General features: G+C 71.1%; 16 protein-coding genes. 14 read left to right on the forward strand and 2 right to left on the reverse strand.

The genetic code is table 11. From position 1 onward, the window contains the following. The first annotated feature begins 91 nt into the window (after positions 1 to 91). The 6 genes from ACIQ6Y_RS35870 (at position 92) to ACIQ6Y_RS35895 (ending at position 6,047) form a co-directional block, all read left to right on the forward strand. Complete coding sequence (locus ACIQ6Y_RS35870; protein WP_404046068.1) at positions 92 to 1,090, forward strand: ABC transporter permease; 999 nt, start codon at positions 92 to 94, stop codon at positions 1,088 to 1,090. Beyond that, positions 1,087 to 2,181, forward strand: a complete 1,095-nt coding sequence (locus ACIQ6Y_RS35875; RefSeq protein WP_404046071.1) for an ABC transporter ATP-binding protein — start codon at positions 1,087 to 1,089, stop codon at positions 2,179 to 2,181. Before ACIQ6Y_RS35870 ends, ACIQ6Y_RS35875 begins: the two co-directional genes overlap by 4 nt. Then, a complete protein-coding gene (locus ACIQ6Y_RS35880; RefSeq protein ID WP_404046074.1) occupies positions 2,178 to 3,305 on the forward strand; it encodes an ABC transporter ATP-binding protein in 1,128 nt (375 codons plus the stop codon). Before ACIQ6Y_RS35875 ends, ACIQ6Y_RS35880 begins: the two co-directional genes overlap by 4 nt. 63 nt (positions 3,306 to 3,368) lie before the next feature. Continuing rightward, positions 3,369 to 4,043: a trimeric intracellular cation channel family protein gene (locus tag ACIQ6Y_RS35885; RefSeq protein WP_404046076.1), complete on the forward strand. Its 675-nt coding sequence runs from the start codon at positions 3,369 to 3,371 to the stop codon at positions 4,041 to 4,043. 40 nt (positions 4,044 to 4,083) lie between these two features. Beyond that, complete coding sequence (locus tag ACIQ6Y_RS35890) at positions 4,084 to 4,929, forward strand: thioesterase family protein (RefSeq protein ID WP_404046078.1); 846 nt, start codon at positions 4,084 to 4,086, stop codon at positions 4,927 to 4,929. 119 nt (positions 4,930 to 5,048) lie between these two features. Further along, entirely contained in the window at positions 5,049 to 6,047 is a 999-nt protein-coding gene (locus ACIQ6Y_RS35895; protein ID WP_404046081.1) for a helix-turn-helix transcriptional regulator, read from the forward strand. Here ACIQ6Y_RS35895 and ACIQ6Y_RS35900 read toward each other — a convergent pair. Further along, the gene (locus tag ACIQ6Y_RS35900) at positions 6,013 to 6,639 is read right to left on the reverse strand and encodes a TetR family transcriptional regulator (protein ID WP_404046084.1); all 627 of its coding nucleotides are present in this window, start codon (positions 6,637 to 6,639) and stop codon (positions 6,013 to 6,015) included. The genes ACIQ6Y_RS35895 and ACIQ6Y_RS35900 overlap by 35 nt on opposite strands. A gap of 146 nt (positions 6,640 to 6,785) precedes the next feature. Here ACIQ6Y_RS35900 and ACIQ6Y_RS35905 point away from each other — a divergent pair, with 146 nt between their 5' ends. The 3 genes from ACIQ6Y_RS35905 to ACIQ6Y_RS35915 all read left to right on the forward strand — a co-directional run bounded on the left by ACIQ6Y_RS35905 (position 6,786) and on the right by ACIQ6Y_RS35915 (position 8,503). After that, positions 6,786 to 6,953 carry a hypothetical protein gene (locus ACIQ6Y_RS35905; protein ID WP_404046086.1) on the forward strand — a complete coding sequence of 56 codons (168 nt, stop codon included), beginning with the start codon at positions 6,786 to 6,788 and terminating at the stop codon, positions 6,951 to 6,953. A 19-nt stretch (positions 6,954 to 6,972) separates the two neighbouring features. After that, positions 6,973 to 7,245, forward strand: coding sequence for a DUF4190 domain-containing protein (locus tag ACIQ6Y_RS35910; RefSeq protein ID WP_404046088.1), 273 nt, complete (start codon positions 6,973 to 6,975; stop codon positions 7,243 to 7,245). Between the two features lie 88 nt (positions 7,246 to 7,333). Next, positions 7,334 to 8,503: a cysteine desulfurase family protein gene (locus ACIQ6Y_RS35915; protein ID WP_404046090.1), complete on the forward strand. Its 1,170-nt coding sequence runs from the start codon at positions 7,334 to 7,336 to the stop codon at positions 8,501 to 8,503. A gap of 68 nt (positions 8,504 to 8,571) precedes the next feature. On the opposite strand, the gene ACIQ6Y_RS35920 is transcribed toward ACIQ6Y_RS35915, so the two are convergent. Continuing rightward, positions 8,572 to 9,273, reverse strand: coding sequence for an N-acetylmuramoyl-L-alanine amidase (locus ACIQ6Y_RS35920; protein ID WP_404046092.1), 702 nt, complete (start codon positions 9,271 to 9,273; stop codon positions 8,572 to 8,574). 60 nt (positions 9,274 to 9,333) lie between these two features. Between ACIQ6Y_RS35920 and mnmA the strand changes: the two genes are divergently transcribed. From mnmA to ACIQ6Y_RS35945, 5 genes are all read left to right on the forward strand, one after another. Then, positions 9,334 to 10,467, forward strand: coding sequence for a tRNA 2-thiouridine(34) synthase MnmA (mnmA, locus tag ACIQ6Y_RS35925; protein ID WP_404046095.1), 1,134 nt, complete (start codon positions 9,334 to 9,336; stop codon positions 10,465 to 10,467). 68 nt (positions 10,468 to 10,535) lie between these two features. Further along, entirely contained in the window at positions 10,536 to 11,354 is an 819-nt protein-coding gene (locus tag ACIQ6Y_RS35930) for a hypothetical protein (RefSeq protein ID WP_404046098.1), read from the forward strand. A gap of 48 nt (positions 11,355 to 11,402) precedes the next feature. Next, positions 11,403 to 11,942 (forward strand): TIGR00730 family Rossman fold protein, encoded by a 540-nt coding sequence (locus ACIQ6Y_RS35935; RefSeq protein ID WP_404046099.1) that lies wholly within the window; start codon positions 11,403 to 11,405, stop codon positions 11,940 to 11,942. A 7-nt stretch (positions 11,943 to 11,949) separates the two neighbouring features. After that, complete coding sequence (locus tag ACIQ6Y_RS35940; RefSeq protein WP_404046102.1) at positions 11,950 to 12,648, forward strand: SDR family oxidoreductase; 699 nt, start codon at positions 11,950 to 11,952, stop codon at positions 12,646 to 12,648. Between the two features lie 59 nt (positions 12,649 to 12,707). Continuing rightward, positions 12,708 to 13,709 (forward strand): methionine synthase, encoded by a 1,002-nt coding sequence (locus ACIQ6Y_RS35945; RefSeq protein ID WP_404046105.1) that lies wholly within the window; start codon positions 12,708 to 12,710, stop codon positions 13,707 to 13,709. Positions 13,710 to 13,721: the final 12 nt, after the last annotated feature.

The following is a 13,721-nucleotide window of genomic DNA, read 5'->3' on the forward strand; positions in this document are numbered from 1 at the left end:
GCACGAAAGGCAGGTGAAGGCCGGCGAGGCGTGAGCCGCGGGCCACCGGAAGACCTCCGGTGGCCCGCGGTCCCGCCGCGGGCCGAGAGCTGTGCTCACTTACCTCATCAGGCGGTTGTTCGCCGCCGCAGTGATGCTCGTGGTCATCGTCATGGTGGTCTTCGGCATCTTCTTCCTCGTCCCGAAGTGGGCGGGCGTCGACATCGCCTCGAGCTTCGTGGGCAAGCAGGCCGACCCTGCGGCCGTCGAGGCCGTACGGGCGAAGCTGGGTCTGGCCGACCCGATCTACGCCCAGGTCTGGGAGTTCTTCAAGGGCATCTTCACCGGCCGCACCTACTCGGGCGGCGGGGACGTCACCGAGTGCGCCGCGCCCTGCTTCGGCTACTCCTTCCGCAGCGAGCAGGCCATCTGGCCGGTGCTCACCGACCGCCTCCCGGTGACCCTGGGCCTGGCGCTCGGCGCCGCCGTGCTGTGGCTGCTGCTCGGTGTCTCGGCGGGTGTGCTCTCCGCGCTCAAGCGGGGCAGCCTGTGGGACCGCGGCGCGATGATCGTCGCCCTCGGCGGTGTCTCGCTGCCGATCTACTTCACCGCGATGCTCTCGCTGGCGATCTTCGACTACGGCCTCGGCTGGGTCGACGGTGAGTACGTACCGTTGGAGGACAGCTTCAGCGGCTGGTTCCAGAGCATGCTGCTGCCCTGGGTCACGCTGGCCTTCCTCTACGCCGCGATGTACGCCCGCATCACGCGCGCCACCATGATGGAGATCCTCGGCGAGGACTACATCCGCACCGCGCGCGCCAAGGGCCTCACCGAGAAGGTCGTCATCTCCAAGCACGCCATGCGCTCCACGATGACCCCGATCCTGACCATGCTCGGCATGGACCTCGGTGCCCTCATCGGCGGCGCGATCCTCACCGAGACCGCGTTCAGCCTGCCCGGCCTGGGCCAGGCGGTGCTCAACGGCATCCGCACCCAGGACCTGCCCATCATCCTGGGCGTCACCCTGATCACCTCCCTCGCGGTGCTCCTCGCCAACCTCGTGGTGGACGTTATGTACGCCGTGATCGACCCCCGAGTGAGGCTCACATGACCGAACTCAGCAAGACCGGTGCCGCCGTCGGCGAGCCCACCACCGGCAACGCCCCCTCCGCCTTCCTCGAAGTGCGGGACCTGAAGGTGCACTTCCCGACCGACGACGGCCTGGTCAAGTCCGTCGACGGGCTCAGCTTCCAGCTGGAGAAGGGCAAGACCCTCGGCATCGTCGGCGAGTCGGGCTCCGGCAAGTCGGTGACCAGCCTCGGCATCATGGGCCTGCACACCGCCGGCCAGTACGGCAAGCGCAAGGCGCAGATCTCCGGCGAGATCTGGCTGAACGGCACCGAGCTGCTGTCGGCCGACCCCGACAAGGTCCGCAAGATGCGCGGCCGCGAGATGGCGATGATCTTCCAGGATCCGCTGTCCGCGCTGCACCCGTACTACACGATCGGCCAGCAGATCGTGGAGGCGTACCGGATCCACCACGACGTCGACAAGAAGACCGCCAAGCGCCGTGCGGTGGAGATGCTCGACCGGGTGGGCATCCCGCAGCCCGACAAGCGCGTCGACAACTACCCGCACGAGTTCTCCGGCGGTATGCGCCAGCGCGCGATGATCGCGATGTCGCTGGTCAACAACCCCGAGCTGCTCATCGCGGACGAGCCGACCACCGCCCTGGACGTCACCGTCCAGGCGCAGATCCTGGACCTGATCCGCGATCTGCAGACCGAGTTCGGCTCGGCGGTCATCATCATCACCCACGACCTGGGCGTCGTCGCCGAGCTCGCCGACGACCTGCTGGTGATGTACGGCGGCCGGTGCGTCGAGCGCGGGCCCGCGGAAAAGGTGTTCTACGAGCCCCGGCACCCCTACACCTGGGGTCTGCTCGGCTCGATGCCGCGCCTGGACCGCGACCAGCAGGAGCGGCTGATCCCGGTCAAGGGCTCCCCGCCCTCCCTCATCAACATCCCGTCCGGCTGCGCCTTCAACCCGCGCTGCCCGTACGCGGATCTGCCGAAGGACAACGTCACCCGCACGGTCCGCCCCGAGCTGACCGAGGTCGGCAGCGAGCACTGGGCCGCCTGCCACATGACGCAGGAGCAGCGGGAGCGTATCTGGACCGAAGAGATTGCGCCGAAGCTGTGAGTGACGAGAAAGCGGTGACGACCGCCGCCAAGAGCGAGAGCCCCCGTGCCGAACGGGAGGTGCTGCTGAAGGTCACCGGCCTGCAGAAGCACTTCCCGATCAAGAAGGGCCTGCTCAAGCGGCAGGTCGGCGCGGTGCACGCGGTCGACGGCATCGACTTCGAGGTCCGCTCCGGCGAGACCCTGGGCGTCGTCGGCGAGTCCGGCTGCGGCAAGTCCACGATGGGCCGGCTGATCACCCGGCTGCTCGAACCGACCGGCGGCACCGTCGAGTTCGAGGGCAAGGACATCACGCACCTCGGGGTGTCGGGCATGCGCCCGCTGCGCCGCGACGTGCAGATGATCTTCCAGGACCCGTACTCCTCGCTGAACCCGCGCCACACCATCGGCACGATCGTCGGCGCCCCCTTCAAGCTCCAGGGCGTCGAGCCCGAGGGCGGCATCAAGAAGGAGGTGCAGCGGCTGCTGTCGGTGGTCGGGCTCAACCCCGAGCACTACAACCGCTACCCGCACGAGTTCTCCGGCGGCCAGCGCCAGCGCATCGGCATCGCCCGCGCGCTCGCGCTGAACCCGAAGCTCGTCGTGGCCGACGAGCCGGTCTCGGCCCTGGACGTGTCGATCCAGGCGCAGGTCGTGAACCTGCTGGACGACCTCCAGCAGGAACTGGGCCTGACGTACGTGATCATCGCGCACGACCTCTCGGTCGTCCGGCACGTCTCGGACCGGATCGCGGTGATGTACCTCGGCAAGATCGTGGAGCTGGCCGACCGGGACCTGCTCTACAAGACGCCGATGCACCCGTACACCAAGGCGCTGATGTCGGCGGTGCCGATCCCGGACCCGAGGCGCAAGGCCGCCAAGAGCGACCGGATCCTGCTCAAGGGCGATGTGCCCTCGCCGATTTCGCCGCCGAGCGGCTGCCGCTTCCACACCCGGTGCTGGAAGGCCACGGAGATCTGCAAGACGACCGAGCCGCCGCTCATCGAGCTGCGCCCCGGCCAGCAGGTCGCCTGCCACCACCCGGAGAACTTCGAGGACCAGCAGCCGCAGGACACCAAGCTGCTGAAGTCGGCCGAGGCCGCGGCCGAGGACGTCCCCGAAGCCGAGGTCGCCAAAGAGAAGTGACCCCTGAACGAGCCCCCGCCTTGCAATGTAAGGCGGTGGCTCGCTCATAGGTAAGAATTAGGGGTGCTTGAGCAACTCTTCAGCCCGTCCGTCCAGCACACGCTCGATCTGGTCGGCATCTTCGTCTTCGCCATCTCCGGCGCCCTGCTGGCCGTGCGCAAGAACTTCGACGTCTTCGGCATCGCCGTCCTCGCCGAGGTCACCGCGCTCGGCGGCGGGCTCTTCCGGGACCTGATCATCGGGGCCGTGCCCCCGGCGGCGTTCACGGACCTCGGCTACTTCCTGACGCCCCTGCTGGCCGCGCTGCTGGTCTTCTTCCTGCACCCGGAGGTCGAGCGCATCCAGTTCGGCGTGAACGTCTTCGACGCGGCGGGCCTCGGCCTGTTCGCCGTCGCGGGGACGACGAAGGCGTACGAGTACGGCCTGAACCTGACGGCGTCCGCCGCGCTCGGCCTCGCCACAGCGGTCGGCGGCGGTGTCCTGCGGGACGTCCTCGCGAACGAGGTGCCCTCCCTGCTGCGCTGGGACCGTGACCTGTATGCGGTGCCGGCGATGGTCGGCGCGGGCATGGTGGTCCTCTGCATCCGCTTCGACGCGCTGACGACCTTCACCTCGGGTCTCGCCGTCGTCACGTCCTTCGTGCTGCGGCTGCTGGCCATGCACTACCACTGGCGGGCGCCGCGGGCCTGGAACCGGAGGTCGACGGCGAGGGAGGCGGACGAGAGCCGGCAGATCTAAAAAGCTACCGCTTAGTAGTTTCCTGTTGTACGGTACCGCCATGGCTCAGGCATCCCAGGCGATCATCGGCGACAGCGAGTTCGACCGAGACACCGCGCTCACCCGCCGCTGCGATGGCGTCTACGACATCGACCTCTCCGCGGGCTGGACCATCATCAGCGCCGTGAACGGCGGCTACCTGCTGGCGGTATTGGGCCGCGCCCTCGCGGACGCCCTGCCGCACCCGCACCCGTTCACGATCTCCGCGCACTATCTGACGGCGTCCCAGCCGGGCCCGGCCGTCGTCCGCACGGACGTCGTCCGCACCGGCCGCACGCTTTCCACCGGCCAGGCCTCCCTCTTCCAGTACGACGACCAGGGCGCCGAGGTCGAGCGCATCCGGGTCCTCGCCTCCTACGGCGACCTGGACTCCCTGCCGGACGACGTCCGCACCACGGCGACGCCGCCCGCGATCCCGCCGATGGCCCAGTGCTTCGGCCCCGAGGACGGACCCGCCCCGGTCGACGGCAGCTCCGCCATCGCCGACCGCCTGATGCTCAAGCTCGACCCCGCCACCCTCGGCTGGGCCCTCGGACAGCCCTCCGGCAAGGGCGAGATGCGCGCCTGGTTCGGCCTCGCCGACGGCCGCGACATGGACCCCCTCTCCCTCCTCCTCGCGGTGGACGCCCTGCCGCCCACGGCCTTCGAGCTGGGCATCAAGGGCTGGGTCCCGACCGTCGAACTCACCGTCCACGTCCGCTGCCGCCCGGCCCCGGGGCCGGTGAGGGTCTCGATCACGACCCGCAACCTGGCCGGCGGCTTCCTGGAGGAGGACGCGGAGATCTGGGACGCCGAGGACCGCTTGGTGGCCCAGTCCCGCCAATTGGCAAGGGTCCGGCTGGCCTGACCCAGGGGCGCGGGGCTGTATCGATCTGCGGCTCCGCCGCGTGGGCGCGACCAGCCAGGGACGACAGAAAGCGCAGACGCACAACAGAGGCACCTCGGTAGGCGCCGTAGCCTGACCCCGTGAAGTCGGACCGCCTGCTGTCGATCCTCCTACTGCTGCAAACCCGCGGCCGCGTCTCCGCCCCGGAACTGGCAGACCGTCTGGAGGTGTCCGTAAGGACGATCTACCGAGACGTAGAGGCCCTCTCCGGCGCAGGCATCCCCGTCTACGCCGAGCGCGGGCGAACCGGCGGCATCCAACTCCTCGACGGCTTCCGTACGGACGTCACCGGCCTGACGGCCGACGAGTCGAGGGCGTTGTTCGTCCTCGCGGCCCAGGGCGCCCACCAGGCCCTGGGTCTGGACACGGCCCTCGGCCAGGCCCTGCGCAAGGTGATGGCCGCGCTCCCCGCCCCCCACCGCCCGGCCGCGGAGGCGACGTCCCGCCGCATCCTCGTGGACGCCACCCGCTGGCGCGGCGAAGCCGCCGACCCCGCCGATCTCGGAACACTGCAGGACGCCGTCTTCACCGACAGGCGCCTGAGGCTGAGCTACCGGCACAGCGGTGCCGCCGAGCCCCGCACGTACACGGTCGACCCGTACGGCCTCGTGGCGAAGGCCGGCGTCTGGTACCTGGTGGCCGACCGTCGGGGGACCCCCCGCCTGTTCCGCGCCGACCGCGTCCACCAGGCCACGGTCCTGCCCGACGCGGTCCACCGCCGCCCCGGCGTCGAACTCGCCGACGTCTGGGAGGTGCTGCGCCGCGAGGTGGAGGAGCGCCGCGGGAGCCTGGAGGTCACCGCCAGGGTCCGCCGCGACCGCCTCGGCCTCTTCCTGCGCCTGAACGCCCCCTGGCTGACCGGCCGTCCGGCCGAGGAGGACACCGACGGCGACTGGATCACCGTACGACTGGCGTACGAGGTCCTCGGCGAGGTGCGTCAACTGCTGCAGTTCGGCGATCGCGTGGAGGTCCTGGAGCCGGCCGAGGTGCGCGAGGAGCTGGCCCGGGCGGCGCGGGCCGTCGCGGAGCTGTACGGCGGCGGGGTCAGTCCAGCCAGTGCGCGCGGCCTACGCCGATGAGGCGCAGCTGGCGGGCGGCGACCCGGGTGACGCGCTCCCGCTGTTCCTCGGTGGCCTCCTGGGCCTCCAGGAGCAGGGAGGCGGTCATCAGCATCTGGTCGACGTAGAGGCCGGCCAGCATCAGCAGGTCGTCGTCGCTCCAGCCCTCGGCCTCCGGGTCCTTGGCCAGCTCCGTCTTCACCTCCTCGGTGAAGCGGGCGAGTTGGTCGCGGATGGCCTCGCGCACGGGCTGCACCCCGCCGTGCCGTTCGCGGGCGATGAACCTCACGTGGGCGGGGTGGGTGTCCACATGGCCGCTGATCAGCTCGATGGCGCGGGCGATGCGCCGGTCGCTGTCGCCGGTGGTGGACACCGTGGTCCGGATCATCGGGTGCAGGCTGCCGAGCGCCTCCTCGACCAGCGCGACACCGAGGTCCGCGGTGGAGCGGAAGTGCCGGTAGAACGCGGTCGGCGCGACCCCGACGGCACGGGTGACCTCACGCAGGCCCAGGCTGCTCAGGCTCTGGTGCTCCAGCAGCTCCAGGGCCGCGTCCAGGAGGGCCTGACGGGTCTTCTGCTTCTGGGCCTGCCGGACGCCGAGGATGTGACTCATGCCATACAGTTAACAACTGTTCTCCGGAATTGGGAAGTCGTCCTGTGCGCTAGACTCAAGAGTCAGTGAACAAGTGTAACTACAAACGTTCACCGAAGCTTCAGGGGGACGCACCCCTGAGGCGTTCCGGAGGGGGATTCCATCCCATGCTGTTTCTCGTCGCCGCACTCCTGCTGCTCGGTGTGGTCCTGGGCGCCGTCGCCCACGCACCGCTCTCCGTCAGTCTCGTCGCGGCCGCCGTGATCGCCGTCTGGCTCGGCGTCTTCGCCCTGCGCGAGCGGCACGGCCGCCGCCACCACACACCCACCCGCTGACCATCGGGAGCCGATCGTCATGCAGCTGACCGCCCCGGCCACCGGCCGGACCACCACCACCGCCCGCGACGCCGACGGCATGGCCGTCGCGTCCTTCGTCCTCGGCCTGCTGGGCCTGCTCGTCTTCAACCTCTTCCTCGGCCCGACCGCGATCGTCCTGGCGGGCGTCGCGCTGTGGCGCGACACCGGCCGGCGCGGCCGCGCCCTGCTCGGGCTCGGCCTCGGCGTCGCCGACCTCGTCGTGCTCGTCGCGTTCATGCAGGCGGACAACGCGCTCTCCTGGAGCTTCTGAGTCCGCGACCGCTGAGTCGGTTTCCGGCCTCGCTCCGCGGGCACCGCACGCGGCCCCGCCATGAACGCCCCGTAGAATCGGCGTCACCATGGCATACCTCGACCACGCCGCGACGACCCCGATGCTTCCGGAGGCGGCAGAGGCCCTGACCGCCCACCTGGGCGTCACCGGAAACGCCTCGTCCCTCCACGCGTCGGGCCGCCGGGCTCGCCGTACGGTCGAGGAAGCCCGCGAAGCCCTCGGCGAGGCGCTCGGCGCCCGCCCCAGCGAGGTCGTCTTCACCTCGGGCGGCACCGAGGCCGACAACCTCGCGGTGAAGGGCCTGTACTGGGCCCGCCGTGACGCCGACCCGGCCCGCACCCGGGTCCTCGCCAGCCCCGTCGAGCACCACGCCGTGCTCGACGCCGTGCACTGGCTCGGCGAACACGAGGGCGCCACCGTCGAGTACCTCCCCGTCGACAGCTACGGCCGCGTCCACCCCGACGCCCTGCGCGAGGCCATCGCCCGCAACCCCGACGACGTCGCCCTCGCCACCGTCATGTGGGCCAACAACGAGATCGGCACCGTCCTGCCGGTCCGTGAACTGGCCGACGCGGCGGGCGAGTTCGGGGTTCCGCTGCACGCCGACGCGGTCCAGGCCTTCGGTCAGATTCCGGTCGACTTCGCCGCCTCGGGACTCGCCGCCATGACCGTCTCCGGCCACAAGATCGGCGGGCCGTACGGCATCGGCGCGCTGCTCCTCGGCCGGGAGTACACCCCCGTGCCTGTGCTGCACGGCGGCGGCCAGGAGCGGCATGTGCGCTCCGGCACCCTCGACGTGCCCGCCATCGCCTCCTTCGCCGTGGCCGGACGCCTCGCCGCCGAGCAGCGCGAGTGGTTCGCCCGCGAGATCGGCGCCCTGCGCGACGAGCTGGTGACCGCGGTCCGCGCGGCCGTGCCCGACGCGATCCTCGGCGGCGACCCGGCGCCCGAGGGCCGCCTGCCCGCCAACGCCCACTTCACCTTCCCCGGCTGCGAGGGCGACTCGCTGCTCCTGCTGCTCGACGCGCAGGGCATCGAGTGCTCCACCGGCTCCGCCTGCACCGCCGGAGTCGCCCAGCCCAGCCATGTGCTGCTCGCCACCGGAACCGACCCGGACCTGGCCCGCGGCACCCTGCGCTTCTCCCTCGGCCACACCTCCACCGAGGCCGACGTCGAGGCCGTCGCCAAGGCCATCGGGCCGGCGGTGGAGCGGGCGCGTGCGGCGGGGCTGAGCTGAGTCGCTGGGCGGGGGCCGGTGACAGGGCTGAGCTGGGCGGGAGCCGGTGCCGGGGCTGAGCTGAGCCGCTACGCCCGGGCCGGTGTCGGGGACGATGACGGGGCCGGTGTCGTCGCCGGTGCCGTACGAGCCCGTCGTACGAGCTTCAGATAGCGGTCCCAGTCCCAGTGCGGCCCCGGGTCGGTGTGGTCCGTGCCCGGCACCTCCACATGGCCGATGATGTGCTCGCGGTCGACGGGGATGTCGTAGCGCGCGCATATCCGGGCCGTCAGACGCGCCGAGGCCGCGTACATCGCGTCCGTGAAGTCCTGCGGGCGGTCCACGAATCCGGCGTGCTCGATGCCCACACTGCGCTCGTTGTACTCCCGGTTCCCCGCGTGGTACGCCACGTCCAGCTCGCGGATCATCTGGGTGATCCGGCCGTCCTGGCCGACGATGTAGTGCGCCGCCGCTTTGTGCCCCGGGTCCTGGAACACCTGCACCGCGCTCGCGAAGCTGCCCTGGGTGACATGGATGACCACCAGGTCGATGCCGTAGTCGTCGGGCCGGTCCGCCCAGCGGAAGTTGGCGTCGGACGCCGCCGTCCAGCGGGCACCCTCGAAGTCGACCGCGCCCTCCACGCGCGGCTTCTCCACGCCCGGCGCCCGCCACCACAGTCTGCGCAGCTCGTCGCGGGCGAGCACCGCGACGCCGGCCGCGGCCGCCATGCCGCCGGCGATCAGCGCGCGCCGCCTGATCTGCCGGTCCGTGTCGCCCGTAGTCCGCTCCATGTGATCCCCAACGCATACTCGGCGGCTGCGGTTCCCACGTCCCCGTACCCTGGAAGGGTTATGACTGACACCCCGCAGCGCTCCCGTCCCCTCCGCGTCCTCGCCGCCATGTCCGGAGGCGTCGACTCCGCCGTCGCCGCCGCCCGCGCGGCCGAGGCGGGCCACGACGTGACCGGCGTCCACCTCGCACTCTCCGCGAACCCGCAGTCCTTCCGCACGGGCGCCCGCGGCTGCTGCACCATCGAGGACTCCCGCGACGCCCGCCGCGCCGCGGACGTCATCGGCATCCCGTTCTACGTCTGGGACCTCGCCGACCGCTTCCGCGAGGACGTCGTCGAGGACTTCATCGCCGAGTACGAGGCCGGCCGTACGCCCAACCCGTGCCTGCGCTGCAACGAGAAGATCAAGTTCGCGGCGCTGCTGGACAAGGCGCTCGCGCTCGGCTTCGACGCGGTCTGCACCGGTCACTACGCCAAGGTGATCGTCGGCGAGGACGGCACCCGCGAGCTGCACCGCGCCTCCGACATGGCCAAGGACCAGTCGTACGTCCTCGGTGTCCTGGACGACCAGCAGCTCGCCCACGCGATGTTCCCGCTCGGCGACACGCTGACGACGAAGGAAGAGATCCGCGCGGAGGCCGAGCGCCGGGGCCTGGCCGTGGCGAAGAAGCCCGACTCGCACGACATCTGCTTCATCGCCGACGGCGACACCCAGGGGTTCCTGGCGAAGCGGCTCGGCAAGGCGGAGGGCGACATCGTCGACGAGTCCGGCACCAGGCTCGGCACCCACGAGGGCGCCTACGGCTTCACCATCGGCCAGCGCAAGGGCCTGCGCATCGGCACCCCGGCCGCCGACGGCAAGCCGCGCTACGTCCTCGACATCTCCCCGGTGAACAACACGGTGACGGTCGGCCCGGCCGAGTCCCTGGACGTCAGCGAGCTGCGCGCCATCAAGCCCCGCTGGTGCGGCGCCGCCCCCACCGGCCCCGGCACCTACACCGCCCAGCTGCGCGCCCACGGCGGCGAGACCGAGGTCACCGCGGAACTGGTGGACGGCTCGTTGCAGGTGACGTTCCGAGAGCCCGTGCGCGGCGTCGCCCCCGGCCAGGCGATCGTCCTGTACGACGGCACGCGCGTGGTGGGCTCGGCGACGATCGCCTCGACCACGCGCGTGGCAGCACTGCCGCACTCCTGACCTAGAGTGCCTGCACCGGGCGGAAGATCGTCCGCCCGGTGCTCACAGGCATACAACAGGGGTGGGACATGACACTGCGGAAGCAGCGCAGACTCTCGCGCGCGGCGACCGTGCTCACGGCCGCCGGTACGGCGCTCGCCAGCACATTGCTCATGGCGCCCGGCGCGCACGCGGCCGACAGCGACATCACGTTCTCGGACGTGGTGATCAACAAGGGCAAGCCGATCGTCCTCGGTACCGGCGCCGAGATCGAGGTGCCGATGACCTACACGCTGAAGACCAAGGTCAGGCTGGACAGCTGGCAGGTGTCGGCGTACAGAGGCACCTACGGCCAGAACTCGTATCACCTGGCCATCGGAACGATCCGGTGGAATTGCAGCCAGTCCAGCGCGGGCGGCTACACCTTCTACGACTGCGACGAGTCGCTCCAGGTCGACCCCGACATGCTCCCCGGCGGCCGGAAGCTCGTCAACAGCGACGCCACCGTCTGGAAGACCGCCGGCCTCGGGATCAAGGTCGGCGGCGGCTACGACGACGACCTGCTCTCCTACACCACCCGCCTCAAGCGCGCCTCCGTCATCGAGGGCGCCGACGCGGGCCCCGAGCCGGTCACCAAGGGCAAGCCGATCACGATCAAGGGCACGCTCAAGCGCGCCAACTGGAACACGCACCGCTACGACGTCTACGGCGGGCAGAAGGCCGTCCTGCAGTTCAAGGCGGCGGGCACGACGGCGTGGACCTACGTCAAGACGGTCACGACCTCCACCACGGGCGCCCTGAAGACCACCGTCACCGCCGCCAAGGACGGCACGTGGCGCTGGTACTACGCCGGCAACTCCGTCACGGGCGCCAAGGCGACCACCGGCGACTACGTGGACGTCCGGTAACGAGGCGCCCCGGCCGGGCGGCCGAGCGGGCCCCGTACGGTGTTCTGCATGAACATCTGCGTCTTCCTCTCCGCCGCCGACCTCGACGACCGCTACACCCGCCCCGCCCGTGAGTTCGCCGAGCTGATGGGCAAGGGCGGGCACACGCTCGTGTGGGGCGGTTCGGACGTCGGCCTGATGAAGGTCGTGGCGGACGGTGTGCAGGAGGCGGGCGGCCGGCTGGTCGGCGTCTCGGTGGGCTTCCTGTCCGCGAAGGCCCGCGCGGGCGCCGACGAGATGGTGATCGCCCGCGACCTCGCCGAGCGCAAGAAGCTGCTCCTGGAGAAGGCCGACGCCGTGGTGATCATGGTGGGTGGCACCGGCACGCTCGACGAGGCGACCGAGATCCTGGAGCTGAAGAAGCACGGCCACACCGACAAGCCGGTCGTGCTGCTCAACACCGCCGGCTTCTACGACGGCCTCAAGGAGCAGTTCCGCCGCATGGACACCGAGGGCTTCCTGCCCCGGCCGCTCACCGACCTGGTGTTCTTCGCCGAGGAGCCGGTGGGCGCGCTGGCCTACCTCGAGGAGAGCCAGGGCGTGCGGTAGTGCGAGCATGGCGGGCATGGCTACACATGTGATCACCGGGGCCGGCTCCGGCATCGGCGCGGCCGTCGCCCGCCGTCTGCACGCGCGCGGGGACGAACTCGTGCTCCACGCGCGCGACGCGGGCCGCGCCAAGGAGCTGGCGGCCGAGTTCCCCGGCGCCAGGACCCTCGTCGGCGACCTGGCCGACCCCGACAAGCTCAGCTGGGCCTTCTCCCACCAGACGCTGCCGGACCAGGTCGACACCCTGCTGCACATCGCCGGCGTCGTCGACCTCGGCCCGGTCGGTGACCTGACCCCGAAGGCCTGGCGCCACCAGCTCAACGTCAACCTGATCTCCCCGGCCGAGCTGACCCGCCACTTCCTGCCCCAACTGCGCGCCACGCGCGGGCACGTGGTCTTCGTCAACTCAGGCGCGGGCCTGAACGCCCACGCCGACTGGTCCGCCTACGCCGCCTCCAAGCACGGCCTGAAGGCCCTCGCCGACTCCCTGCGCCACGAGGAGCACGCGAACGGCGTCCGCGTCACCTCCGTCTATCCCGGCCGCACCGCCAGCCCCATGCAGGCCAAGGTCCACCAGCAGGAGGGCAAGGAGTACGACGCCTCCAAGTGGATCGACCCCGAGTCCGTCGCGACGACGATCCTGACGGCGATCGACCTGCCGAGGGACGCGGAGATCAACGACCTGACGGTACGGCCGGGCCGCTGACGGCCTGCTGCTCACGCCCAGGGGGCTTACCCCCTGGACCACTACGTAGGCTTCCTGGCGTGAACCAACACTTCAGCTTCGCCCCCGCCACCGGCATCGGCTCCATGCCCGGTGGTGACGCCCGGGAGGCCGCCAAGACCGTCACCGGGTCCTTCGAGGACTTCCCGTATCTCGCCGAGCTGCCCGCGCGCGGTCCGGGCGCGGACATGATCGGGCGGACCGCGGGGATGCTCGTCGAGCTCTACGCGCGCGTGGAGCCCAGCGGCTGGCGCATCGGGGACCGGCCCGGCCGGGACACCAAGCGGGCCCGCTCCTGGCTGGGGGAGGACCTGGACGCGCTGGAGGAGTTCACCCAGGACTATCAGGGCCCGCTGAAGGTGCAGGCGGTCGGTCCGTGGACCCTCGCCGCGAGCCTGGAGCTGCGCAACGGCGAGGCCGCGCTGTCCGACCCCGGTGCCTGCCGCGACCTCGCCGCCTCCCTCACCGAGGGCCTGCGCCAGCACCTCGCCGAGGTGCGGCGCCGCATCCCCGGCGCCCAGCTCGTCCTCCAGCTCGACGAGCCGTCCCTGACCTCCGTACTGCGCGGGCAGGTGAGGACCGCCAGTGGCTACCGCACCCACCGCGCCGTCGACCGGCAGGTCGTCGAGCCCACGCTCCGGGACGTGATCGGGGTGCACGAGGAGGGCCGCACCGTGGTCCACTCGTGCGCGCCGGACGTCCCGTTCGCCCTGCTGCGCCGGGCGGGCGCGGCCGGGATCTCCTTCGACTTCTCGCTCCTCACCGAGCGTGACGACGACGCGATCGGGGAGGCCGTGGAGGCGGGCACCCGGCTCTTCACCGGTGTCGTACCGGGGACGGACGGCCCATTGTCAGACCCTGCCGGTAGCGTCATGGGTGTCAGGACGCTGTGGCGCAGGCTGGGGCTGCAACCGGGTCTTCTCCCGGAGGCGGTCACGGTCACCCCGGCATGCGGACTCGCGGGCGCGTCCCCCGAGTACGCCCGCCGGGCCCTCGCCCACTGCGCCCGGGCGGCGAGATCACTCGCGGACAACCCTGAGTAACGGGAGGACGAC

Source organism: Streptomyces sp. NPDC096205 (assembly GCF_044763135.1).
GTDB lineage: Bacteria > Actinomycetota > Actinomycetes > Streptomycetales > Streptomycetaceae > Streptomyces.

Coding starts and splice junctions, on each gene's coding strand:
- ACIQ6Y_RS35875 (WP_404046071.1), top strand. CDS start 1,087: ATGACCGAACTCAGCAAGACCGGTGCCGCCGTCGGCGAGCCCACCACC.
- ACIQ6Y_RS35940 (WP_404046102.1), top strand. CDS start 11,950: ATGGCGGGCATGGCTACACATGTGATCACCGGGGCCGGCTCCGGCATC.
- ACIQ6Y_RS35935 (WP_404046099.1), top strand. CDS start 11,403: ATGAACATCTGCGTCTTCCTCTCCGCCGCCGACCTCGACGACCGCTAC.
- mnmA (WP_404046095.1), top strand. CDS start 9,334: ATGACTGACACCCCGCAGCGCTCCCGTCCCCTCCGCGTCCTCGCCGCC.
- ACIQ6Y_RS35910 (WP_404046088.1), top strand. CDS start 6,973: ATGCAGCTGACCGCCCCGGCCACCGGCCGGACCACCACCACCGCCCGC.
- ACIQ6Y_RS35920 (WP_404046092.1), bottom strand. CDS start 9,273: ATGGAGCGGACTACGGGCGACACGGACCGGCAGATCAGGCGGCGCGCG.
- ACIQ6Y_RS35930 (WP_404046098.1), top strand. CDS start 10,536: ATGACACTGCGGAAGCAGCGCAGACTCTCGCGCGCGGCGACCGTGCTC.
- ACIQ6Y_RS35890 (WP_404046078.1), top strand. CDS start 4,084: ATGGCTCAGGCATCCCAGGCGATCATCGGCGACAGCGAGTTCGACCGA.
- ACIQ6Y_RS35900 (WP_404046084.1), bottom strand. CDS start 6,639: ATGAGTCACATCCTCGGCGTCCGGCAGGCCCAGAAGCAGAAGACCCGT.
- ACIQ6Y_RS35915 (WP_404046090.1), top strand. CDS start 7,334: ATGGCATACCTCGACCACGCCGCGACGACCCCGATGCTTCCGGAGGCG.
- ACIQ6Y_RS35905 (WP_404046086.1), top strand. CDS start 6,786: ATGCTGTTTCTCGTCGCCGCACTCCTGCTGCTCGGTGTGGTCCTGGGC.